Genomic DNA, 22,549 nt, shown 5'->3' with positions numbered 1-22,549 from the left:
GCCGGACTCGCCGCGCCCGAGACACTCGTGCGTGGGCGCTGGCCTTTGTGGGACCACTGGACCGCGCCCGACCTCGTGCTGTCGCAAACCTGCGGCCTGCCCTATCGCAGCCGGTTGCACGGGCGTGTCACCCTGGTGGCAAGCCCGGATTACGGCCTGACGGGCTGTGCGCCGGGGTTCTACCGCTCGGTTCTGGTGGCCCGCGCCGACGATGCCCGCGGCGAACCGGGCGCCTTTGCCGGGGCACCGCTGGCCTACAACGACGCCCTGTCGCAATCGGGCTGGGGCGCCATCTGGGAACACGCCCGCGACCACGGCATCGCGCTGGTGCCGGCGCTGGAAACCGGCAGCCACCGTGCCTCGGCGCTGGCGGTGGCCGAAGGCCGGGCGGACTGGGCCGCGCTCGACGCCCAGACCTGGGCCATGATCCGGCGCTGGGACGACTGGTCGGCCGCGCTGAAGGTCATCGGCCACACCCGCCCGACCCCGGCCTTGCCTTTCATCACCGCCGCAGGGCGCGATCCGGCACCGCTGCGCGATGCCCTGGCCGCCGCCATCGCGGCCATGCCCGCAGACGACCGTGCCATGCTGGGGTTGCGCGGCATCGCGGTAATCCCGGCGGAAAGCTACCTTGCGGTGCCGATTCCGCCGGAGCCCCGGCGTTCTGCCGCATAAATTGATCAAAATATTGCCGCAACCCGGCAGAATCGGCAGAATCGCCGTTGCAATGGCGCAGAGTTTCGGCCCTACTGCCAGTCAACGACAAGAAACCGACAGGGAAATGCCGTGACCGCGTCCGACGCGCCGGTGATCGAGATTCGCGGCCTGCACAAGGCCTATGGCAATCTGGAAGTGCTCAAGGGCGTGGACCTTGTGGCACCAAGGGGGCATGTCGTGGCGCTGATCGGGTCTTCGGGCTCGGGCAAGTCCACGCTGCTGCGCTGCTGCAACCTGCTGGAGGACAGCCAGCAAGGCGAAGTGATCTTCGAAGGCGAGCCCGTGCGCTGGCGCGGCACCGGGTTGCACCGCCACCCCGCCGACAAGGCGCAGGTGCGGCGCATCCGCACCAACCTGTCGATGGTGTTCCAGCAGTTCAACCTGTGGTCGCACCTGACGATCCTGCAAAACGTGATGGAGGCCCCCGTCACCGTGCTGGGCCGCGACCGTGCCGAGGTCGAGGCCAAGGCGCGCGAGTACCTCGCCAAGGTGGGCATCGCCGACAAGGCCGATGCCTGGCCCGCGCAACTGTCGGGCGGCCAGCAGCAACGCGCCGCCATTGCCCGCGCGCTGTGCATGGAGCCGCGCGCCATCCTGTTCGACGAGCCGACCAGCGCGCTCGACCCCGAGCTGGAACAGGAGGTCGTGCGCGTCATCAAGGCGCTGGCCGACGAAGGGCGCACCATGCTGATCGTCACCCACGACATGAAGCTGGCCGCCGATGTCAGCGACCACACCATCTTTCTGCACAAGGGCCTGATCGAGGAAGAAGGCCCCCCCGAAGCCCTGTTCGGCGCGCCGAAATCGGAACGGCTGCGGCAGTTCCTGTCGGCCACTATGGCAGACTGACCCTTCAACCCCCGCAAAGAGGACGCAAGATGAGAAAACTGGCCTTGACCCTGGGCGTGCTGGCGCTGACCGCCACCGCCGCGATGGCGCAACAGGTGGTGCGCATGGGCACCGAAGGCGCCTACCCGCCCTTCAACTTCATCAACGACCAGACCAAGCAGGTCGACGGCTTCGAGCGTGAGGTAGGCGACGAGCTGTGCAAGCGCGCCCAGCTGACCTGCGAATGGGTCACGACCGACTGGGATTCGATCATCCCGAACCTGACGGCCGGCAACTACGACACCATCATCGCCGGCATGTCGATCACCGAGGAACGCGCCAAGGTGATCTCGTTCACCCAGAACTACTTCCCGCCGGCGTCCTCGGCCTATGTCGCGCTGTCGGCGGATGCCAACCTCAAGGGCGTGGTGGCCGCACAGACCGGCACCATCCAGGCCGGCTATGTTGCGGAATCGGGCGCCACGCTGGTGGAATTCGCCACGCCGGACGAAACCGTTGCCGCCGTGCGCAACGGCGAGGCCGATGCCGTGTTCGCCGACCGCGATTTCCTGAAGCCCATCGTCGAGGAATCGGGCGGCAAGCTGGTCTGGGCCGGCGAGGAAGTGCAGCTGGGCGGCGGCGTGGGCATGGGCCTGCGCCAGTCGGATACCGAGCTGCGCGAAAAGTTCGACGCCGCCATCACCACGATGAAGGCCGACGGCAGCCTGAACGCCCTGATCGAAAAGTGGTTCGGCCCCGAGGCCACCAAGTTCTGATCCCCGACACCGCGGCGGGGGCATCCCCCCGCCGCAACTGCGGTTGCCCATGTTCGCCTTCTGCGCCGATCCCAAGACCCTCGAAGGTGCCGCGTGGTTCGCGTGCTACCTGACCTCGGCCACGCATCTGGCGATGTACTGGTCGGTGCTGACGGTCATGCTGCTGCTGGCGCTGGCGGCGCCTTCGGCCTTGATGTTCGGGTTCGGCGGTGCGCTGATGGCGCGCTCGCACATCCCGCCGCTGGCCTGGGTCGGCAAGGGCTACATCTCGATGGTGCGCGGGGTGCCCGACATCGTGTTCTTCCTGTTCGTGCCGATCGCGGTGGACCAGGGGCTGGAATACCTGATGCACGTGACGCGCTGCGCCGACTGGACCGAACCCGTGCGCCGCGGCGCCGACTTCGTGGTCTGCCCGCAGGCCAAGATCCCGCAATCCACCGCGCCGGCCTATGTGCACGATGCCTATGCCTTTGCGCTGGCGCTCCTGGCCTTTGCGCTGGTGTTCGGCGCCTTTGCCGCCAACACGCTGAAAGGCGCGATGGAGGCCGTGCCGCGCGCGCAGGTGGAAACCGCCGAGGCCTATGGCATGAACCGCGCCCAGGCATTCCGCCGCATCATCCTGCCGCAGATGTGGGTCTATGCGCTGCCGGGCCTGACGAACCTGTGGATGATCCTCGTCAAGGCGACGCCCCTGCTGTTCCTGTTGGGCATCCAGGACATCGTCTACTGGGCGCGCGAGCTGGGCGGGTCCAAGACCCAGGTCTATGCTTACCCGCACCCGGACTGGCGGGTGTGGTATTTCCTCGCACTGCTGGTGTTCTACCTCGGGCTGACCTGGGCCAGCGAACGGGTGTTCGCCCGCGTGCAGAACCGGCTGTCGGTCGGGCAGGCCACCGCCGCCGGCGAGGCGCTGCGCAAGGCGGGTGCGGCATGAGAACCTGCGCCGAATCCCTGTCGGAATACGGCCTGCGCGCGCTGGGGCGCGAGTTCGGCGCCACGCTGCTGCCCAAGGGCGCCGATATTTCCTTGTGCGACCAGATCGTGCTGATCGGGTCGGGCATGATCTGGAACCTCTATTTCGCCGTGCTGGCGGTGGCGCTGGGGTTCGGGCTGGCCACCGCCGTGGCCCTGGCCAAGGCCAGCCCCATCCGGGCGCTGCGTGCGCCGGCCAATGCCTTCATCTTCGTCTTTCGCGGCAGCCCGCTGTTCATCCAGTTCTTCTTTGCCTACGAGGCGTTCCAGCAACTGCCACGGGTCACCGGCACGCTGGATCTGGGGCTGGTCGAGCTTTCGGTGTCCACCAGCTGGCTCACGCGCGCCTGGCTCGGGGCGCTGATCGTGCTGTTCCTCAACACCTCGGCCTATACTGCGGAAATCTTCTACGGCGCGCTGCGCTCGGTGCCGCGCGGCGATCTGGAGGCGGCCGATGCCTATGGCCTGTCGGGCTGGGCGCGGTTTCGCCGCATCGTCTGGCCCACCATGCTGCGGCTGGCCTGGCCCAGCTATACCAACGAGGCGATCTTCCTGTTCCACGCCACCACGCTGGTGTTCTTTTCGGGCTTTCCGGCCTGGCAGCAATCGGGCGACGCGCTGTATTACGCCAGCTATTTCGCCCAGCAGACCTTCAACCCCTTTGTCGCCTATCCGATCATCGCCGCCTATTTCATTCTGGCGACCCTGGGGATCATCGCGCTTTACGGCGCAATCAACCGGCGGCTCAACCGGCACCTGCCAAGAGAGGCGCGGCCCAAGCTTCGCTACCGGCCGCAGTTCATCCGATGAAAGACCTGCAAACCTGGCTGCGCAAACACCCCAATGTGCGCACCATCCGCGTTGCGGCTGCCGACCTGAACGGTCAGGCCCGCGGCAAACGCATTCCCGCGCGCTTTGCCGAGAATGTCATCCGCAACGGCACCCGCTTTCCCATGTCGGTGCTCAACCTCGACATCTGGGGCGAGGATATCGAGGACAGCCCCCTGGTGTTCGAAATGGGCGATGCCGACGGCATCCTGCGCCCGACCGAACGCGGCTTCATGCCCATGCCCTGGCTGGAGGCGCCCACCGCGCTGCTGCCGATCTGGATGTTCCGCGAAAACGGGCAACCCTACGAAGGCGACCCGCGCCATGCCTTGCGCTCGGTCGTCGAAGGGTTCAAGGCCCGCGGCCTGACGCCCGTGGTGGCGATGGAGCTGGAATTCTTCCTGATCGACGACAGCGGCAAGACGCTTCAGGTGCCGCCCAGCCCGCGGTCGGGCAAACGGCGCAAGGCGGCCGAAACGCTCAGCATCCGCGCGCTCGATGCCTTCGACACCTTCTTCACCGACCTTTACGATGCATGCGAGGCGATGGACATTCCCGCCGATACCGCGATTTCGGAAACGGGGCTGGGGCAGTTCGAAATCAACATGATGCACACCGACGACGCCTTGCGCGCCGCCGATGACGCCTGGCTGTTCAAGATGCTGGTCAAGGGGCTGGCGCGGCGGCACGGATTTGCCGCCAGCTTCATGGCCAAGCCTTACCCGGAATATTCGGGCAGCGGGCTGCACACCCATTTCAGCCTGATCGACGACAGCGGGCGCAACGTGTTCGACAACGGCGGGCCCGAAGGCACCCGGCTCTTGCGCCATGCCATCGCCGGCTGCCTGGAGGCGATGCACGATTCCGCACTGGTCTTTGCACCGCATGCCAACAGCTACGAACGGCTTGTCCCGGGCAGCCACGCGCCGACCGCGATCTGCTGGGGCTATGAAAACCGCACCGTGGCCGTGCGGGTGCCTTCGGGCAGCAATGCCGCGCGGCGGATCGAGCACCGCGTGGCCGGGGGCGACGTCAACCCCTATCTGATGCTGGCCGCCATTTTGGGGGCCGCACTGCAAGGGATCGAGGCCGGCAAGGAACCGCCCGCCCCGGTCACCGGCAACGCCTATGCCATGCCCGACCTGAAACAACTGCCCGAAAGCTGGGCAGCGGCGATCGACACCTTCGAATCCTCGCCGATCATCGCGCGGCTGTTCGCGCCAGAACTGGTGCGCAACTACATCCTGACCAAACGGCAGGAACTGCACTACATGGCCGAGCTGACGCCCGAAGAACAGGTCGAACTTTACCTCGACACGGTCTGAACCGTTATCGCTGCGCTGTGGCCGGCGCTGCCGGTCACAGCCACTTGCGCCATTTGAAAAAGACGAACGTCCCCACCGCCGAGGCCAGCATCAGCCCCAGCGCCATCGGGTAACCCCAGGTCCATTCCAGTTCCGGCATGTTGGCAAAGTTCATCCCATAGGCCGAGGCGATCACCGTCGGCGGCAGGAACACCACCGCCACCACCGACACGATCTTGATCGTCTGGTTCTGGCTGAGGTTGATCATGCCCAGCGTTACCTCGGTGACCATCGCCACGCGCGACGAAAGGAAATCGGCGTGCACCTCCAGGGCCTTGATATCGCGCATCAGGCCCTTGATGGTGCCGGTCAGCGCCTTGCCCCGCGGCCGTTCGGGCAAGGCCTGGCCGAAATAGCTGATCGCCCGCTCCATCGTCAGCAAGCCCAGTCGCACCCGGCCCACCAGTTCGCTTTCCCGCCCGATCTGCATAAGCAAGGCCTGCAAGGTCTCGGCGTTGGCGGCCTGCCCGTCGCGGTAGACCCGGCGCCCGATGCCATCCAGACTGCGCCCGACGCTTTCCAGCAGGTCGGCCTGCCGGCCGATGATTTCCTCGACCAGCGACAGGAACAGGTGTTCGGGCTGGGTAATGCCCGGCCCCACCTTCTGCGCGCGTTCGGGATAGGTGGAAAACGGCTGCGGGTCGTGGTGACGCACCGTCACCAGCCGGTCGGGCGTCAGGATGAAGGTGACCGGCCCGGTCACCTGTTCGCCTTCCACGTCCTTGCCGGGCAGGACCACCGTCAGGAAATCCATCCCGTTGTCGCGGTAAAGCCGGTTGGAAAGCTCGATCTCCTCCATGTCGGCCAGGGTCGGCACCTCGATGCCCAGGGCTGCAACTGCTTCGACCTGGGCCGGCAAGGGGCGGTAAAGGTCGATCCAGCGCGCGGACGCCAACCCGGCATCGGGGGCCAGCCGCGCAAGGCGCGGGCCGTCGGGCACATAGGCGTAAAGCATGGCGCACCTCCTGACGTTTGGCCGCAGGTTGTCCGAGTGCCGCGAAAGGTCAAGGGTTTGCCGTGCGGCTGCGGCTATCCGCGCCGGTGCGTGGCCGCGACGCGCGCCACCTCCTCGTACAGGCCCGACAACAGGTTCAGCGTGCGCGTCGCCTCGGCCAGGCGTTCGGAAAACCCCGGCAGGTTCTGGATGGCCGCCAGCAGCAACCGGCGGCGGACCGCGCCGTAATCCTCGGTCACGCGGCGGCCTTCCTCGGTCACCTCATAGGTCACGCCGCTGCGCCCCGCGCCCTTGCGCACCACCAGCCCGGCCGCGATCAGCTTGCGCAAGGAATACTGGATGTTCGGAATGTCGTCGCGGTTGGTCAACCGCGCCAGATCCTTGATGGTCTTGGGCCGTTCGTTCATGCGGATCACATGCAGCATGGCGTTTTCCGGCCCCGTCGCCGACAGGTCGCACACCGAAGCCAGGCATTCCGATTGCCAGCGCCCGAATCCCTCGAACGTGCGCATCAGGGCGAATTCCAGTTCGGTGGTGTCGATCTCCAGCGGGCTTTGCGCCAGATGCCAGCGGTAATCCAGACCCTTTTCGCTGGCATCACCCTGATCCTGCAAAGGTTTTCGTGCCATGTGCTGCCTGCCTCCTGCACGCAGGATGCCTGTTCAAGACACTTGACGCAACGCGAATTTACGATAGACTTTCAAACATAAAATACCATCTAACCTTCAACAGGGACCGACCATGACCCAAAACCGGATGCTGACCGGCGGCTTCAAGCTGGGCACGTTTTCCACCAACTGTTCGTCGGGCATGACGCCGACCCAGGCGCCCGATCGCTGGGTGAACAGCTGGGACAACAACCTGAAGCTGGGCAAGATGCTGGATGCAGCGGGCATCGACTTCATGCTGCCCATCGCGCGCTGGATCGGCTATGGCGGCCCGACCGACTTTCACGGCGGCGTGCTGGAAACCATGACCTGGGCGGCGGGCCTGCTGGCCAGCACCGAAAACATCACCGTCTTCGCCACCATCCACACCACCGCCAACCACCCCGTCGTGGTGGCCAAGCAGATCGCCACCATCGACCAGATCGGCCACGGCCGCGCCGGCCTGAACATCGTGGCCGGCTGGAACAAGCCCGAATACGAAGCCCTGGGCATGGAACTGCCCGACGACCACGAAAGCCGCTACAGCTATGCCCAGGAATGGTATGACCTGATCCGCAAGATCTGGTCCAGCGACAAGCATTTCGACTGGGACGGCAAGCACTTCCGCAACATCCGCGGGCTCAAGGGCGACCCCGCGCCGGTGCGCGGCTCGGTGCCGATCATCAACGCCGCGGGCAGCCCCCAGGGCCGCGAATTCGCCACCGACAACGCGAACTTCCTGTTCACCCCGGCCATCGACCTTGCCCGGTCAAAAGAGGAAATCGCCGCCCTCAAGGCCCAGGCCGCGGCCAAGAACCGCAACGTGGGCGTGCTGACCTTCAGCCACGTCGTCTGCCGCCCGACCGAGAAGGAGGCGCGCGATTACGTGCACTATATCGTGGACGAAAACGCCGACTGGGAAGCGACCGACAACCTGATCCGGCTGCAACTGGCGCATGCGCTGTCCTTCCCGCACGATCTGCTGACGCAGATCCGCTATGGCTTTGCGCTGGGGCATGGCGGCTTCCCGCTGATCGGCACGCCCGATCAGGTCGCGGCCGGCATCATCAGCCTGCATGAGGCCGGGTTTGCCGGCACCACGCTGTCCTTCGTGGATTACGTCAAGGAATTCCCCTACTTCGCCGACGAGGTTCTGCCGCGCCTGGCACGCGCCGGCATCCGCTGACAGGGGACGGGGCGCCGGTTTGCACCGGCGCCCCGCCATTCACAACGCCGCCAGCACCTCGGCCGCAATGCGATAGCTTTCGGCCCGCGCCTGCGGGTCGTGGATCTGGCTGGCCAGGATCACCTCGTCGGGCTGCACCGGCGCGGTCAGGCGGGCGAACCCGTCGCGCAGCGTGGCCCTTCCGCCGGTGACCGAACAGGACAGCGCATGGTCCACCCCCGCCCGCACCGACGGCGGGATCAGCGCCTCGACCCCCTCGACCGGGCGGGGCAGCTTGCCCGGCCGCCCCGTGCGCAGGTTGGCAAAGGCCAGCTGCATGGACGACCGCAGATAGGCCGCGCGTTCGTCGGTTTCGGCGGCAAAGCAGCCCATCCCCATGATGACATAGGGCCGGTCCAGCCAGCCCGAGGGGCGGAACTGCGCGCGATAGATCTGCACCGCCTGATGCAGGAAATCGGGGGCGAAATGGCTGGCAAAGGCAAAGGGCAAGCCCAGATATGCCGCCAGCTGCGCCCCGAAGGTGGACGACCCGAGGATATAGAGCGGCACATGCGTGCCCGTGCCGGGATAGGCGCGCACCGGGCTGTCGGTCGCGTCGCCCAGGTATCCCAGCAATTCCACCACATCGTCGGGAAAGGTGTCTGCCCCCGCCATATAGCGCCGCAGCGCCCGTGCCGTGGCCTGATCGGTGCCCGGCGCGCGGCCCAGCCCAAGGTCGATGCGGCCGGGAAACAGCGTGGCCAGCGTGCCGAACTGTTCGGCCACCACCAGCGGCGCATGGTTGGGCAGCATGATGCCCCCGGCCCCCACCCGGATCGTGCGGGTAGCCGCCGCCACATGCCCGATGACCACCGCCGTGGCGGCGCTGGCGATGCCGGGCATGTTGTGATGTTCGGCCAGCCAATAACGGGTGTAGCCGGCGCCTTCGGCCACCTGCGCCAGCGCCGCCGCATTGGCCAGCGCCGCCGCGGCATCGCTGCCCTCGGGCACCGGCGCCAGGTCCAGAACCGAATACTTCATGCCGCGTCGTCCAGCAGGCCGCGGCCCTTCAGCAGCGCCTCGGGCCCCGGCATCCGGCCGCGGAACCCGGTGTAAAGCGCCTCCGCCTCCTCCGCCCCGCCCGAGGACAGAATCCGCTCCAAGCGCCGCGCCGTGGCGGGGTCGAAGGGGTCGCCGGCCTCCTCGAAGGCGGCAAAGGCGTCGGCGTCCATCACCTCGGACCACATGTAGCTGTAATACCCCGCCGAATACCCGTCGCCCGAGAACACATGCGCGAAATGCGGGGTGGCATGGCGCATGACAATGGCGCGCGGCATCCCCAGCGCGTCCAGCACCTCGGCCTGCTTCGCCATCGGGTCGGCCGGCGGCGCGCCGGTGTGGAACGCCAGATCGACCAGCGCCGAGGCGACATATTCCACCGTGGCAAAGCCCTGGTCATAGGTCTGCGCCGCCAGCAGCTTTTCCCGCAAGGCGGCGGGCATCGGTTCGCCCGTCTGCCAGTGGCGGGCGTGGGTTTCCAGCACCTGCGGCACCGACAGCCAGTGTTCGTAAAGCTGGCTGGGCAGTTCCACGAAATCCCGCGCCACCGAGGTGCCCGAGACGAACCCATGCGTCACATCCGACAGCATCCCGTGCAGCGCATGGCCGAATTCGTGAAAGAGCGTGCGCGCATCGTCCCAGGACAGCAGCGCCGGGTCGCCCTTGGCAAAGTTGCACACGTTCACGATGATCGGCCGCCGTTCGCCCCCAAGCTTCCTTTGCCCGCGGAATGCGCTCATCCAGGCGCCCGAGCGTTTGGAGGCGCGCGCGAAATAGTCGCCGATGAACACCGCCACATGCGCGCCGTTCCGCGTTACCTCCCACGCGCGAGCGTCGGGGTGATAGAGCGGCACCTCCAGCGGGCGGAACTCCAGCCCGAACAGCCGGTGCGCGCAATCGAAGGCCGCGGCGATCATCGCATCGAGCGAGAGATAGGGCTTCAGCGCCGCCTCGTCGAAATCGTGCAAGGCCTTGCGCCGCTTTTCGGAATAATACCGCCAGTCCCAGGGTTCCAGCGCGCCGTTGATGCCGTCGGCATGCAGCATCGCCTCCAGCGCGGCGGCATCCGCCTCGGCCCGCGCGCGTGCGGGGGCCCAGACCCGCATCAACAGCTCGCGCACCCGGTCAGGCGTGCCGGCCATTTCGGTTTCCAGCTTCCAGGCGGCGAAATCGGCATGGCCCAGCAGCTGCGCGCGTTCGTGGCGCAAGGCCAGGATCTCGGCCGCGATCGCGCGGTTGTCCGTCTCGCCCCCGTTGGCGCCGCGCGCGACCCAGGCGCGGAAGGCGCGTTCGCGCAGGTCGCGGCGGGGCGAGAATTGCAGGAACGGCACGATCAGGCTGCGGTTCAGCGTGACGACCGGCCCGGGCCGCCCGCGTTCGGCCCCCGCGGCCCGCGCGGCATCCACCACAAAGCCCGGCAGCCCGTCCAGATCGGCCTCGGCCAGGTCCATGAACCAGGCCCGTTCATCCGCCAGCAGGTTTTGCGAAAAGGTGGTACCCAGCACGGCCAGCCGCGCCTTCACCTCGGTCATGCGGGCCTGCGCCGCCCCTTCCAGCGCGGCGCCGGCCCGCAGGAACATCCGGCGATACAGCATCAGCACCCGCGCCTGTTCGGCATCCAGCCCCAGGCAGTCGCGCTGCGCCCAAAGCGCCTCGATCCGCGCGAACAGGCGGCGGTCGTTGGTGACTTCGGATGCAAAGGCCGACAGCTTCGGCGCCAGGTCGCGTTGCAACGCCTCGCGCGCGTCGTTGGAATCGGCGCCCGAAAGGTTGAAGAACACCCCCGACACGCGGTCCAGCTCGTCTTCGGCCAGCTCCAGCGCTTCGATGGTGTTGGCATAGCTCGGCGCCGCCGGGTCGGCGGAAATCGCGGCGACGCGGGCGCGCGCCGCCGCCAGCGCGGCATCGAAGGCCGGGGCGAAGTCGGCATCGGAAATCGCATCGAACGGGGGCAGCGCGAACGGCGTGGTCCAGTCGGCCAGCAGCGGATTGGTCATGGCAGGTCTCCTTCGTTGCCGAACCTAGGCCAGCCGGCCGGCAACGAAAAGAACCCCCGGCGGTTTGCCCCGGCAAATCGCCGCGATCCGCGGGGCGCGCAGGCTATGCCGCGACCAGCTTGCCTGCCAACGCCCGGTCCAGCAGCGCCGCCGTTTCCGCCACGCCATAAAGCGCGATGAAGCTGCCCAGCCGCGGCCCTTCGGACGACCCGAGCATCACCTCGTAGATCGCCTTGAACCAGTCGCGCAGGTTTTCATAGCCGTGCGCCTTGCCGGTGTCGCGCACAAGGCTCATCAGCGCCTCGTCCTCGACCGGGCGGTCGCCCCAGGCGTTCAGACCCGCCAGGAGGTCGGCCATCGCGGCACGCTCGGCTTCGGTCGGCAGGCGGAACACGCGCTTGGGCGCCACGAAATCGGCGAAATAGCGCACGGCAAAGCCCGCGGCCTGATCCAGTTGCGGGTTGGTTTCCGGGCTGGCCTCGGGCGCATAGCGGCGGATGAAGCCCCAAAGCCCCTTCGCATCCGTCGCCCCCGCCACCGAAGCGAGGTTGAGCAGCATCGCAAACGGCACCACCATGTCGGACGCCGGCGGCTGGCCGCCGTGAATGTGCCACACCGGGTTGTTCACCTGCGCGTCGATATCCTGCGCAGGATAGGCGCGCAGTTGCTGGTGATATTCGTCCACCGCCTTGGGGATCACGTCCCACCACAGCCGCTTGGCCGTCTTGGGCTTCTGATACATGAAATACGACAGGGATTCCGTCGCGGCATAGGTCAGCCATTCGTCGATGGTCAGCCCGTTGCCCTTTGACTTGGAAATCTTCTGGCCCTGATCGTCCAGGAACAGCTCGTAGGTGAAGTGTTCCGGCTTCCGCCCGCCGAGGATCTCGCAGATGCGGTCGTAGATGGGCGTGTTGGTGGAATGGTCCTTGCCATACATCTCGAAATCCACGTCCAGCGCCGCCCAGCGGGCACCGAAATCGGGCTTCCATTGCAGCTTGACGTGGCCGCCGGTCACCGGCAGCGTCCATTCGCGGCCCGTCTCGTCGTCGAAGGTGATGGTGCCGTCCTTGGCGTTGACCTCTTTCATCGGCACATAGAGGACGCGCCCGGTTTCGGGGTGAATGGGCAGAAAGCACGAATAGGTCTGCTGGCGCTCCTCGCGCAAGGACGCCATCATCACCGCCATGATGTCGTCATAGCGTTCGGCCGCGCGGCGCAGCACCGCATCGAACCGGCCCGAGCGGTAGAACTCGGTCGCGCTGATGAATTCGTATTCGAACCCGAAGGTATCGAGGAACCGGCGCAGCATCGCGTTGTTGTGGTGGCCGAAGCTTTCGTATTCGCCGAACGGGTCGGGCACCGAGGTCAGCGGCTTTTGCACATTGGCCAGCAGCAGCTCGCGGTTGGGCACGTTGTCGGGCACCTTGCGCATGCCGTCGAGGTCGTCGGAAAAGCAGACCAGCCGCGTCGGAATGTCGCTGATCACCTCGAAGGCGCGGCGGATCATCGTCGTGCGCGCGACCTCGCCGAAGGTGCCGATATGCGGCAACCCGCTGGGGCCATAGCCGGTTTCGAACAGCACATGGCCCTTTTCCGGCGGCTTCTTCTCATAGCGTTTCAGGATGCGGCGCGCTTCCTCGAACGGCCAGGCTTTCGACTTCATCGCGGCGTCACGCAGGGTGGACATCGGCGCATCCTCAACAAACCGTGCAGGCCCCGTGCCTGCCCGGCCTTCGCCGTCTATTGCCGGGGCCGCGATAGGTCAATAATCTGCACCCAGAATACCCGTGCAGGAGCCGCCATGACCACCGAAACCGCCTCGCTTACCCCACAGGATGCCCTCATCATGGTGATGGTCGCGGTCTCGGCTTCGGACGAACAGATGCGCACCGCCGAACTGGTGGCGATTCAGCGCATGGTCAACCACATGCCGGTGTTCGCCGAATACGATCCCGACCGCATCCGCCGCGTGTCGCAAACCGTGTTCGACCTGCTGGAGGAGGAAGACGGCCTTGATGCGTTATTCGGTCTGGTGCGCGATGCCTTGCCTGAACGGCTTTATGAAACCGCCTATGCGCTGGCCTGCGACGTGGCCGCTGCGGACGGCACCCTGCGCGACACCGAACTGCGCATGCTCGAGGAGGTGCGGCACGAGCTGAACGTCAGCCGCCTGCACGCCGCCGCCATCGAACAAGGCGCAAGGGCCCGGCATCAGCGCGCCTGACCTTGCCGACATCGGTCCACCAACACCCCCGGGGTTCCGCACCCCGGGGGTTTTCGTTTGCGCCGCCGCCGGGCCGGCTTGACCGCGTCGCATTTTAGTTGCATATGCAACCAAATCAGCCCGGAGCCCGCCATGAAGATCGACCGCATCCACCACGTCGCCTATCGCTGCAAGGACGCGAAACAGACGGTCGACTTCTACACCCGCATGCTGAACATGGATTTCGTGTTGGCCATCGCCGAGGATCATGTGCCCTCGACCCACGAACCCGACCCCTACATGCACGTGTTTCTGGATGCCGGTGCCGGCAACGTGCTGGCGTTCTTCGAACTGCCCACCAAACCCGAAATGGGGCGCGACCCGAACACCCCGAAATGGGTGCAGCACATCGCCTTCAAGGTGAAGGATCGCGCCGAACTGCTGGCCTTCAAGGCGCATCTGGAGGCGAACGGGGTTGAGGTGCTGGGCGTCACCGACCACTCGATCTTTCACTCGATCTATTTCTTCGATCCGAACGGGCACCGGATCGAACTTGCCTGCCCCGACCCGGCCGAGGACGAACTTCTCGCCCGGCTGGATGCGGTGAAATGGGACATGCTCGAAGAATGGAGCCGCACCCGGCGCGCGCCGCAGCACGCTGCCTGGCTGCACGCCCGCGAACTGGGCAAGGGCTGAGCCGGCGCCGCCTCAGGCGCCTTCGCGCAGGCTGCGCACCAGATCCCACCCTGCCAGCACCACCGTCAGGCCGATCACCAGCGTCAGGTCCAGCCGCGGCACGTGCCACAGCAGGATGCCCAGAAACGCCAGCAGGATCAGATAGGCGACAACCGCAACCAGCTTGTCCATGAGTCAGTCCCTTTCCAGCGTTTCCAGATGCGCGGCCAGCCAGCGGGCCGTGCGCAACAGCCGCGCGTCATCGCCGCGCCGGCCGACAAGTTGCAAGCCCATCGGCAACCCGTTGGCGGCGCTGAAGGCCGGCAGCGTGAGGGTGGGCACCCCGGCCAGCGTCCAGATGCCGTTGAAGATGGCCGACCCGGTGGTTTCCGCCGTCGGCGCCGCCCCCGGCGCCGAAGGGCACAGGATGGCATCGCAACGGTCGAAAATCGGGTCCAGCGCACCGTTCAGCAGCACGCGCCAGTCCAGCGCCGCCAGATAGTCGCGCGCCAGCACCGCCTTGCCCTGGTCGATGGCCCCCTTCAGATGGTCCGACATCGTGTCGCGGCCGCGCCGCTCCAGCCCGTAGTAGCACTTGGCCATCTCGGCAAAGTTGATGCGGGCGCGGGCATCGGCCACCTCGTCGAAACCGCCGAAGGGCACCTCGAAACATTGCTCGCCCAGAACCTCGGCCAGTTCCTCCATCGCGGCGCGCATGTCGGGGTCGGCATCGTCGTATCCCGGCGGGCGGACGATGGCGAACATCGGCACCACCGGCGCCTTGGCCTGGGCGGTTTCCAGCAGCCGCGGGTCGGGGCGCGGTTCGGTGGCGCTGTCGGCCGCATCGTGCCCGGCCAGCACGCCGGCCAGCAGCGCCGCATCCTCGACCGACCGGGCAAAGACCCCGACCGTATCCAGAAACGGCGATTGCGTCAGAATCCCGGTGCGCGGAATCAGCCCGAAGCTGGGTTTCAGCCCCACCACGCCGCAATAGGCCGCCGGCCGGATCACCGATCCGCCGGTTTGCGTGCCCACCGCCAGGGGCACCATGCCCGCCGCCACCGCCGCCGCCGACCCCGAGGACGACCCGCCGGGGGTATGGTTGGGGTTGTGCGGGTTGCGGGTTTTCGGCGGCGCAAGAAAGGCGCCCTCGGTCGTCACCGTCTTGCCCAGGATCACGGCGCCCGCCGCCTTGAGCCGCGCCACGATCCAGGCATCCTGCGCCGGCACCCGCCCGACTTCCGAGGCAAGGCCGCATTCGGTCGGGATGCCGCGGGTGTCGATGATGTCCTTCAACCCCACCGGCAGCCCGTGCAGCGGCCCCACTGGACGCCCCGCCTTGCGCCAGCGGTCCAGCGCCCGGGCCTGGTCCAGCGCCGCTTCGCCATCCAGCCAGGCCCAGGCCTGCACCTGGGGCTCGGCCTCGGCGATGCGGTGCAGGCAAGCCTCCACCACCGCCTCGGCGCTCAGCGCCCCGGCCGCCAGACGGTCGCGCAAGGCGACGGCCGACAGGGCCAGGATCTCAGCGTGCCGATGGGCCATAGATCGCATCCGGCAGCAGGAAGACGATGTCCGGGTAGATGTACATCAGCGCCATGCACATGAACACCATGCCGACATAAGGCAGCGAGCCGGCGAAAATCTCGGTCAGCTTGATCTGCGGCGGCGCGATGCCCTTGAGGTAATAGGCGCTCATCGCCATCGGTGGTGTCAGGAAGCTCGTCTGCAGGTTCAGCGCCACCAGCACCCCGAAGAACAGCGGGTCGATGCCGAACAGCGGCAACAGCGGCAGGAAGATCGGCACGAAGATGATGATGATCTCCGACCATTCCAGCGGCCAGCCCAGCAGGAAGATGATGAGCTGCGCCAGGATCAGGAACTGGAACGGCGTCAGCGACAGCCCTTCGACGAATTCCTTGATGACATGCTCGCCCCCCAGATAGCTGAACACCGCCGAGAAGGTGTAGGAGCCGACGAACAGCCAGCACACCATCGCGGTGGTGCGCACCGTCAGATACACGCTTTCGCGCAACCGCTCGAAGGTCATGGCCCGGTAGGCGATGGCCAGCACCACCCCGCCCAGCGCCCCGATCGACGCCGCCTCGGTCGGCGTCGCCAGCCCGAACAGGATCGAGCCCAGAACCGCCAGGATCAGCAGCGCCAGCGGCAGAAAGCTGGTGCCCAGCATCCACATCATCTGGCCGAAGGGAATCTCGGGCAGTTCTTCCTTGGTCGGCTTCGGCGCCAGCTGTGGCTGCAGGATCGCCCGGGTCATGATATAGGTCAGATACAGCGCCACCAGCGTGAAGCCCGGCAGCAGCGCCCCGGCATAAAGCCGCACGATCGAGGTGCCCGAGGCCGCGGCATAGACGATCAGCATGATCGACGGCGGGATGAGGATACCCAGCGTGCCGCCCGCGCAGATGATCCCGGAGGCAAAGCTGTGGTTGTAGCGCATCTTCAGCATCTGCGGCAGCGCCAGCATGCCCATCAGCGTCACGACGGCGCCGACGATGCCGGTGGCGGTGGCGAACAGCGCGCAGGTGATCAGCGCGGCAAAGCCCAACGACCCCGGCACATTGCGCGTGGCCACCGCCAGCGTGCCGAACAGCTTGTCCACGATGTTCGCGCGTTCCACGATGTAGCCCATGAACAGGAACAGCGGAATCGCGGTCAGCACCTCGTTCGAGATCACCGTATAGGTCTGGTTCACGAACAGGTCGAAGATGCGGTTGTTGTAGAACCCCTCGATCCACAATCGCGTGCTTTCCCACCAGCCCGCATCCTCGCCCAGCCGGTTGAAGGCGCGCCACATGCGGCCCGGATCGTAATAGGCGTAATAGCCGAAGAAGATGCCCAGCGCCATCAGCGTAAAGGCAATGGGGAAGCCGAGGAAGACGCAGCCGATGAAAATGGCCAGCATCATCAAGGCGATCTGCGGATCGGTCACGGGGGGTTACTCCGGTTCGCGCACGCGGGTGTAAGGGCAGGTGAAAGCGGCGGGTGTCAGGACTGCTGCGACTGCGCAGCCTGCTTGAGCAGGACTTGCTCGGTTTCCTCGACGTCCTGTTCGACCTCGAGCCAGCGGTTGTCGCGGATGCACAGGATGCAGCGGAACACCTGCGCCACGCCCTGGATCAGCAGCAGGATGCCCGCCGCCACGATCACCGTCTTGAACTGATAGATCGGGATGCCGGCCGGGCTGTTGATCGACACCTCGGCATAGCTCCAGCTGCGGCTGGCGTATTTCCAGCCCGAGAAGATCAGCGCGAGGATGCCCGGAAAGAAGAACAGCACATACAGCGCCAGGTCCACCATCGCCTGCCGCCGCGGCGCCCAGGTGCGGTAAATGAAATCGCCCCGCACATGCCCGCCGCGCGACAGCGTGTAGGCGCCGCCCATCATGAACAGCGTGCCATACATGATGAAGCTCAGGTCCAGCGCCCAGGGCGTCGGCGCGTTGAAGAAGTAGCGCGCGAACACCTCGAAGCTCATCCCGGCGGTCATCAGGATGATAAGCCAACCGAAGGTCTTGCCGAACCACGCAGACAGCCGGTCGGCAAAGCGGATGTAGGACTGCATCGGGAAGGACTCCGTGGCGGGGCCGGGGCGGCCCCGGCGGGGCCGAAACAAAAAGCGGCGGGGACCGAAACCCCCGCCCCCGATGGTGTCGGGATCAGAGCTTGAGCTTGCCCGGGAAATAGTGGTCGTAGGCCAGGCCCAGGTCCGGGGCGTTCATCAGCTCGTAGTAGGCGACCTTCTCCACCCAGGCGCGCTGGCTGTCCATGACCTTCTTGTTGAAGGCGTCCTTCTCCAGCTCGACGATCAGCTTGTCCCAGGCTTCCAGCTGGCCGGCCAGGATTTCCTTCGAGGTGCGATGCACCTTGACGCCGTTTTCGTCCTGCAGCTTCTGCAGGTCGGTCGAGTATTCGCGCATCGCCAGCGCCAGGTTCGACGTGGCCGAGGCTTCGACGCCGTATTTCAGGATCGCCTGCAGGTCGGGGGCCAGATCGTCCATGAAGTCCTTGTTGAACAGGAATTCGAACGATTCCGACGCCTGATGATAGGACGACAGGTAATAATTCTTGGCCACGTCCTGCGCGCCGAACCGCTTGTCCGACGAGGGGTTGTTGAACTCGAACGCGTCGATCACGCCGCGCTCCATCGCCGGCACGATCTCGCCGCCCGGCAGCTGCGCCACCGACATGCCCATGCCCTGCAGCAGGTCGGCCGCCAGGCCCACGGTGCGATACTTGAAGCCCTGCAGGTCGGCGACGGTGTTCACCTCGCCCTTGAACCAGCCGAAGGGCTGCGCCGGCATCGGCATGCCCATGAAGCCATAGACGTTCAGGCCCAGGATCTGCTGGGTCAGTTCCTGATACAGCTCCTTGCCGCCACCCTGATAGAACCAGGCCAGCATGGTGGTGGCCGAACCGCCGAACACCGGGCCGGTGCCGAAGAACGACGCGGCCTTCGACTTGCCGTACCAGTAGACCGGCACGGTGTGCGCGGCGTCCAGCACGCCGTCATGCACGGCATCCATCACCTGGAACGCGCCCACCACGGCCCCCGCCGGCAGCAGGTCGATCTTCAGCCGGCCGCCCGACATTTCCTCGACGCGGGTCACATACTCGCGGGCAAAATCCATCCAGATGTCGGAGGCCGGCCACGAGGTCTGCATCTTCACCACCACCGGCGCCTGCGCCAGCACGGCGGGGGCGGCAAGCGTGGTGGCGGCGGCAGCAGCGCCGCCCAAGGCGCCCTTGCGCAGGAACGAACGACGGTTCATCGCCCCGGTGTCGCGGGTTGCAGTCATCAGTTGTCCTCCCAGACGGTTGCAGCCGCTCTGCGGCCTTATGATCGCGGCAATACTAACGGTGCGGCCGACGATTGCAAGAGGCGGTAAGGTTTTTTTACCAAATATGCGGGTTCCTCGTGCCGGAACCGGCCAAACCACCTTGCGGCGCAGGAAATCGGCGCCATCCGGCGGGCGGCGGCGCCCGCGCTCAGCGGAACCTGCCGGCCAGCCGCTGCAAGGGGGTGCGCGTATCCTCCGTGCCGCCCGGCGCGGCACCTGCCGGCGGGTTCGCCGCGGCAGGCCGGGCAACCGGCGCCTCGGGCGCGCGCGCGCCGCTGTTGCGCGCCGGGGCCACCCGGGCGTTCACCGCGTTCAGGAACCCCGGCCCGTCGCCTGCCGCCAGCGCCGGTGCCCCGTCCGAGATGCCGCGCATCAGGTCGTCCAGCCAGTCGGCATCCGCCTTGGCGAAGTCGTGCAGCACATAGGCGGCCACCGCATCCTTGTGCCCCGGATGGCCGATGCCCAGCCGCACGCGGCCATAAGCCTCGCCCAGATGGGCATGGATCGACCGCAACCCGTTGTGCCCGGCGTGACCGCCGCCCTGCTTGAGGCGCAGCCGCCCGGGTGCCAGGTCCAGTTCGTCGTGAAAGACGGTGATGTCGGCCGGCGTCAGCTTGTGAAAGCGCGCCGCCTCGCCCACCGCCTGGCCCGACAGGTTCATGAAGGTCTCGGGCTTGAGCAGCAGCACCTTTTCCGACCCGAACCGCCCTTCGCTGACCAGGCCCTGAAAGGCGCGCCGCCACGGGCCAAAGCCGTGATCGGCCGCGATCCGCTCCAGCGCCATGAAGCCGATGTTGTGCCGGTTGCCGGCGTATTTCGCGCCCGGGTTGCCCAGGCCCACCCACAGCTTCATCGCGCGCTCCCGTTGCCGCCTGCCCCGGTTTGCGTCAGCCGGCCGCAGGCGTCAAGCCGCCGGGCGCCCGGCGCGGCTGACGCGATCGTGCCGGCCCGGCCCTTGACCGCCCCCGTCCCGCGCAGGACAACACCGCTGTTCCCCCGCAATCAGGACCGCGCCATGTATCTGACGATGAACCGCTTCAAGGTGAAACCCGGGCAGGAAGCCGCCTTCGAGGCGATCTGGACCGGGCGCGACAGCCACCTGCCGCAGGTGCCGGGCTTTCTGGCCTTTCACCTGTTCCGCGGTGCGGCGCAAGCCGACCACACGCTTTACGCCAGCCACACGCTCTGGGCCTCGGAGGCGGCCTTCACCGCCTGGACGAAATCGGCCGCCTTCCGCGCCGCGCACGGTCAGGCCGGCAGCAGCCGCGACATCTACCTTGGCCCGCCCGAGCTGGAATGCTTCGAATCGGTGCAGCACATCGCAGCCGGCGCGGCCTGAGCCGGCAGGTCGGCACAGGCAAAGGGGGCGGCGCCCTGCGGCACCGCCCCCCCTGCAATCGTCCGACCCTGGGCCCGGCTCAGGCTTCGGCGATGAAGCCGGCCGGCGCCGTCACGTTGGCGACCACGAAGTTGCGCTTGATCGTGGGCACGACGCCTTCGGGCAGCGGGATATCGTTGATGTGGATGACATCGCCGATGTTCTTGCCGGTCAGGTCCACAGTGATGTGGTCGGGGATGTCACCGGCGGTGACTTCCAGTTCGACTTCCGGGCGCACCACGGTCAGCGTGCCGCCGCGCTTCAGGCCGGGGCTGGCTTCGTGGTTGACGAATTCCACGTGGATGAAAAGGTTGATGCGGCTGGTGCGGCGCAGGCGCATCAGGTCCACATGGATCGGCAGGTCCTTGACCACGTCGCGCTGCACGGAGCGGCAGATCACGCGCACATCCTCGTGGCCTTCGACCTTGAGGTTGAACAGCGTCGAAAGGAAGCGCCCTGCCTTCAGCTTCTTCAGCAGGTAGTGGTAGTTGAAGCTGATCGGCAGCGGGTCCTGCCCGCCGCCATAGACAACGCCGGGCACCTTCGTCTCGCGACGGGTCTGGCGGGCGGCCCCCTTGCCTGTCCCCGCGCGTGCCTCGGCAATCAGATCCGGGATCTCTTTTGCCATGATTTCTCTCCTTTGACAGTCCGCCGCCCTCCAAGGGTGTGCGACGCGACCGGGGGGCTATAGCGGGCCTGCCCCGGGAAGGAAAGGGGGGAAACGTCGCCCGCGTCTGCAAAGCGGCGCCCCCGGCGCTTGCGCGGCCGGCACCGACAGGCTAGGCCGGGCGCCACGCCAGAAGCCGCCAAGCCCCGCACCTATGCCCGCCCCCCGCCGCCCCGCCTTGCCCTTCAGCGCTGCCCGCCCGGTCTTGCCGCACTTTGCGGCAATGGGGGTGCTCTGGGGCGCCTTTGCCGCCTGCGTGCCCGACCAGATCGCGCGCCTCGGCCTGTCGGAGGCGGGGATGGGCGTGCTGTTGCTGTTCACGCCGCTGGCGGCGGTTTCGGCCATGCTGGCCGCCCCGGCCGCGGCGCGGGTGCTGGGGCGGGTGGCCTTGCCGCTGACGACGGCGGCGATGGGCCTTGCCTTCGTGCTGCCCGGCCAGGCGGGCACGCCGGTGATGTTCGCGCTGGCGATGCTGGCGGCGGGGGCCAGCACGGGGCTGCTCGACGTGCTGATGAACGCCCGCGTCGCCGCGATCGAGAATGCGCGCAACCTGCACCTGATGAACCTGTGCCATGCCGCCTATTCCTTCGGCTATGCGGCGGCGGCGCTGGCCGCGGGCGCCCTGCGCAGCGCCGGCCAGGGCCCGGACGCGGTGCTCGGGGCGATGGGGGCGGTGGCGGTGCTGGTGGCACTTGCCGCCTGGGAACGCGACGGCCGGATCGAGGGGTTGGCGCGCCCGGCCCGGGGCGCCCCCGGTGCCGCGCTGGGGGTGCTGCCCTTGCTGGGCGGGGCGGTGGTGCTGATCGCGTTCCTGTCGGAAAACGCGGCCGAGGCCTGGTCGGCCCTGCACATCGAACGCACCCTGGGCGGCAGCCCGTCCGAAGGGGCGGCGGGGCCGGCGGTGCTGGCGCTGACGATGGGCCTGGCGCGGCTGGCAGGCCAGGGGCTGGTGGCGCGGGTCGATCCGTTCCGGCTGCTGGGCGCCGGCGCGGTGCTGGCAGCGCTGGGGGCGCTGGGGGCGGCGGCGGCCACCAGCCCGACGATGGCGCATGCCGGCTTCATCGTCATGGGCCTCGGCGCCAGCGTCATCGCGCCCACGGCCTTTTCGCTGGTCGGCCGGCTGGCCGAACCGCAGGCACGGGCGCGGGCGGTGGCCCGGGCCACGATGCTGGGCTACGTGGGCTATTTCTTCGGCCCGCCCGCGCTTGGCTTCGTGGCCAGCGCGGTGGGCCTGCGCGGCGCCTTTGCGGTGGCGGCGGTGGCGCTGCTGGCGGTGCTGGTGCTGGCGCCCGCCATGCGCCGCTTCGGCGATGGGCGCTAGAGCGTTTCCCGATTTTTGTGGTTCATAGGCTGCTGCGGTGAAGAAGTTGGCGCTCTCCCCGGGGGTGATGAGATCGACGAGCCGTCCGATGGCGTCCCAGAGGGCCGCAACGGTTCGCTCGGCCGCCTTCCGCAGG

Annotated in this window: 23 protein-coding genes and 1 pseudogene; 11 read left to right on the top strand and 13 right to left on the bottom strand. The window is 67.3% G+C overall.

The window, feature by feature from the left end; all coding sequences use genetic code 11:
• The 6 genes from ACK4S2_RS12475 to ACK4S2_RS12450 form a co-directional block, all read left to right on the top strand.
• Positions 1–675: phosphate/phosphite/phosphonate ABC transporter substrate-binding protein (locus ACK4S2_RS12475; protein ID WP_409624777.1), on the top strand; the 675-nt coding region annotated here is incomplete at its 5' end.
• Positions 676–786: 111 nt separating this feature from the next.
• Positions 787–1,566, top strand: a complete 780-nt coding sequence (locus tag ACK4S2_RS12470) for an ABC transporter ATP-binding protein (RefSeq protein WP_409624774.1) — start codon at positions 787–789, stop codon at positions 1,564–1,566.
• A gap of 29 nt (positions 1,567–1,595) precedes the next feature.
• A complete protein-coding gene (locus ACK4S2_RS12465; protein ID WP_409624771.1) occupies positions 1,596–2,321 on the top strand; it encodes a transporter substrate-binding domain-containing protein in 726 nt (241 codons plus the stop codon).
• A 49-nt stretch (positions 2,322–2,370) separates the two neighbouring features.
• Entirely contained in the window at positions 2,371–3,255 is an 885-nt protein-coding gene (locus ACK4S2_RS12460) for an ABC transporter permease (RefSeq protein WP_409624768.1), read from the top strand.
• Positions 3,252–4,103 carry an ABC transporter permease gene (locus ACK4S2_RS12455; protein ID WP_409624766.1) on the top strand — a complete coding sequence of 284 codons (852 nt, stop codon included), beginning with the start codon at positions 3,252–3,254 and terminating at the stop codon, positions 4,101–4,103. Before ACK4S2_RS12460 ends, ACK4S2_RS12455 begins: the two co-directional genes overlap by 4 nt.
• A 5-nt stretch (positions 4,104–4,108) precedes the next feature.
• The gene (locus ACK4S2_RS12450) at positions 4,109–5,446 is read left to right on the top strand and encodes a glutamine synthetase family protein (RefSeq protein WP_409624779.1); all 1,338 of its coding nucleotides are present in this window, start codon (positions 4,109–4,111) and stop codon (positions 5,444–5,446) included.
• A 34-nt stretch (positions 5,447–5,480) separates the two neighbouring features.
• Here the strand turns inward: ACK4S2_RS12450 and ACK4S2_RS12445 are convergent, their stop codons facing one another.
• Together ACK4S2_RS12445 and ACK4S2_RS12440 are read right to left on the bottom strand one after the other, a co-directional pair.
• A complete protein-coding gene (locus ACK4S2_RS12445; protein WP_409624763.1) occupies positions 5,481–6,440 on the bottom strand; it encodes a magnesium transporter CorA family protein in 960 nt (319 codons plus the stop codon).
• A 74-nt stretch (positions 6,441–6,514) separates the two neighbouring features.
• On the bottom strand, positions 6,515–7,069 hold the full coding sequence (locus tag ACK4S2_RS12440; protein WP_409624760.1) for a winged helix DNA-binding protein: 555 nt from the start codon (positions 7,067–7,069) through the stop codon (positions 6,515–6,517).
• Between the two features lie 112 nt (positions 7,070–7,181).
• On the opposite strand from ACK4S2_RS12440, the gene ACK4S2_RS12435 reads away from it, so the two are divergent.
• The gene (locus ACK4S2_RS12435) at positions 7,182–8,273 is read left to right on the top strand and encodes an LLM class flavin-dependent oxidoreductase (protein ID WP_409624757.1); all 1,092 of its coding nucleotides are present in this window, start codon (positions 7,182–7,184) and stop codon (positions 8,271–8,273) included.
• A 39-nt stretch (positions 8,274–8,312) separates the two neighbouring features.
• Here ACK4S2_RS12435 and ACK4S2_RS12430 read toward each other — a convergent pair whose 3' ends face one another.
• The 3 genes from ACK4S2_RS12430 to ACK4S2_RS12420 form a co-directional block, all read right to left on the bottom strand.
• Complete coding sequence (locus tag ACK4S2_RS12430) at positions 8,313–9,293, bottom strand: LLM class flavin-dependent oxidoreductase (protein WP_409624754.1); 981 nt, start codon at positions 9,291–9,293, stop codon at positions 8,313–8,315.
• The gene (locus tag ACK4S2_RS12425; RefSeq protein ID WP_409624751.1) at positions 9,290–11,308 is read right to left on the bottom strand and encodes a M3 family metallopeptidase; all 2,019 of its coding nucleotides are present in this window, start codon (positions 11,306–11,308) and stop codon (positions 9,290–9,292) included. The genes ACK4S2_RS12430 and ACK4S2_RS12425 overlap by 4 nt, the downstream gene beginning before the upstream one ends.
• 103 nt (positions 11,309–11,411) lie before the next feature.
• A complete protein-coding gene (locus ACK4S2_RS12420) occupies positions 11,412–12,998 on the bottom strand; it encodes a lysine--tRNA ligase (protein WP_409624748.1) in 1,587 nt (528 codons plus the stop codon).
• 114 nt (positions 12,999–13,112) lie between these two features.
• Between ACK4S2_RS12420 and ACK4S2_RS12415 the strand changes: the two genes are divergently transcribed.
• A complete protein-coding gene (locus ACK4S2_RS12415; RefSeq protein ID WP_409624746.1) occupies positions 13,113–13,535 on the top strand; it encodes a tellurite resistance TerB family protein in 423 nt (140 codons plus the stop codon).
• A 132-nt stretch (positions 13,536–13,667) separates the two neighbouring features.
• Positions 13,668–14,210 (top strand): VOC family protein, encoded by a 543-nt coding sequence (locus tag ACK4S2_RS12410; protein WP_409624743.1) that lies wholly within the window; start codon positions 13,668–13,670, stop codon positions 14,208–14,210.
• 12 nt (positions 14,211–14,222) lie between these two features.
• Here ACK4S2_RS12410 and ACK4S2_RS12405 read toward each other — a convergent pair whose 3' ends face one another.
• The 6 genes from ACK4S2_RS12405 to pth form a co-directional block, all read right to left on the bottom strand.
• Positions 14,223–14,381: a hypothetical protein gene (locus ACK4S2_RS12405; RefSeq protein WP_409624740.1), complete on the bottom strand. Its 159-nt coding sequence runs from the start codon at positions 14,379–14,381 to the stop codon at positions 14,223–14,225.
• A gap of 3 nt (positions 14,382–14,384) precedes the next feature.
• Positions 14,385–15,731: an amidase gene (locus ACK4S2_RS12400; protein WP_409624737.1), complete on the bottom strand. Its 1,347-nt coding sequence runs from the start codon at positions 15,729–15,731 to the stop codon at positions 14,385–14,387.
• Positions 15,712–17,139 (bottom strand): TRAP transporter large permease subunit, encoded by a 1,428-nt coding sequence (locus ACK4S2_RS12395; protein ID WP_409624734.1) that lies wholly within the window; start codon positions 17,137–17,139, stop codon positions 15,712–15,714. Before ACK4S2_RS12395 ends, ACK4S2_RS12400 begins: the two co-directional genes overlap by 20 nt.
• 56 nt (positions 17,140–17,195) lie before the next feature.
• Positions 17,196–17,771, bottom strand: a complete 576-nt coding sequence (locus ACK4S2_RS12390) for a TRAP transporter small permease subunit (protein WP_409624732.1) — start codon at positions 17,769–17,771, stop codon at positions 17,196–17,198.
• A 94-nt stretch (positions 17,772–17,865) separates the two neighbouring features.
• Positions 17,866–19,005 carry a TRAP transporter substrate-binding protein gene (locus tag ACK4S2_RS12385; protein ID WP_409624729.1) on the bottom strand — a complete coding sequence of 380 codons (1,140 nt, stop codon included), beginning with the start codon at positions 19,003–19,005 and terminating at the stop codon, positions 17,866–17,868.
• Positions 19,006–19,195: 190 nt separating this feature from the next.
• A complete protein-coding gene (gene pth / locus ACK4S2_RS12380; RefSeq protein WP_409624726.1) occupies positions 19,196–19,900 on the bottom strand; it encodes an aminoacyl-tRNA hydrolase in 705 nt (234 codons plus the stop codon).
• A 162-nt stretch (positions 19,901–20,062) separates the two neighbouring features.
• Between pth and ACK4S2_RS12375 the strand changes: the two genes are divergently transcribed.
• Positions 20,063–20,386 carry an antibiotic biosynthesis monooxygenase family protein gene (locus tag ACK4S2_RS12375; RefSeq protein WP_409624723.1) on the top strand — a complete coding sequence of 108 codons (324 nt, stop codon included), beginning with the start codon at positions 20,063–20,065 and terminating at the stop codon, positions 20,384–20,386.
• Positions 20,387–20,465: 79 nt separating this feature from the next.
• On the opposite strand, the gene ACK4S2_RS12370 is transcribed toward ACK4S2_RS12375, so the two are convergent.
• Entirely contained in the window at positions 20,466–21,053 is a 588-nt protein-coding gene (locus ACK4S2_RS12370; RefSeq protein WP_409624720.1) for a 50S ribosomal protein L25/general stress protein Ctc, read from the bottom strand.
• Positions 21,054–21,246: 193 nt separating this feature from the next.
• On the opposite strand from ACK4S2_RS12370, the gene ACK4S2_RS12365 reads away from it, so the two are divergent.
• On the top strand, positions 21,247–22,413 hold the full coding sequence (locus ACK4S2_RS12365; protein WP_409624717.1) for an MFS transporter: 1,167 nt from the start codon (positions 21,247–21,249) through the stop codon (positions 22,411–22,413).
• An 18-nt stretch (positions 22,414–22,431) separates the two neighbouring features.
• On the opposite strand, the pseudogene ACK4S2_RS12360 reads toward ACK4S2_RS12365, so the two are convergent.
• A pseudogene (locus ACK4S2_RS12360) lies at positions 22,432–22,549 on the bottom strand (IS630 family transposase); the annotation flags it as partial.

Source organism: Gemmobacter sp. (assembly GCF_046292685.1).
Classification (GTDB): Bacteria; Pseudomonadota; Alphaproteobacteria; order Rhodobacterales; family Rhodobacteraceae; genus Wagnerdoeblera.
This window is presented reverse-complemented; position numbering and strand designations above follow the sequence as displayed.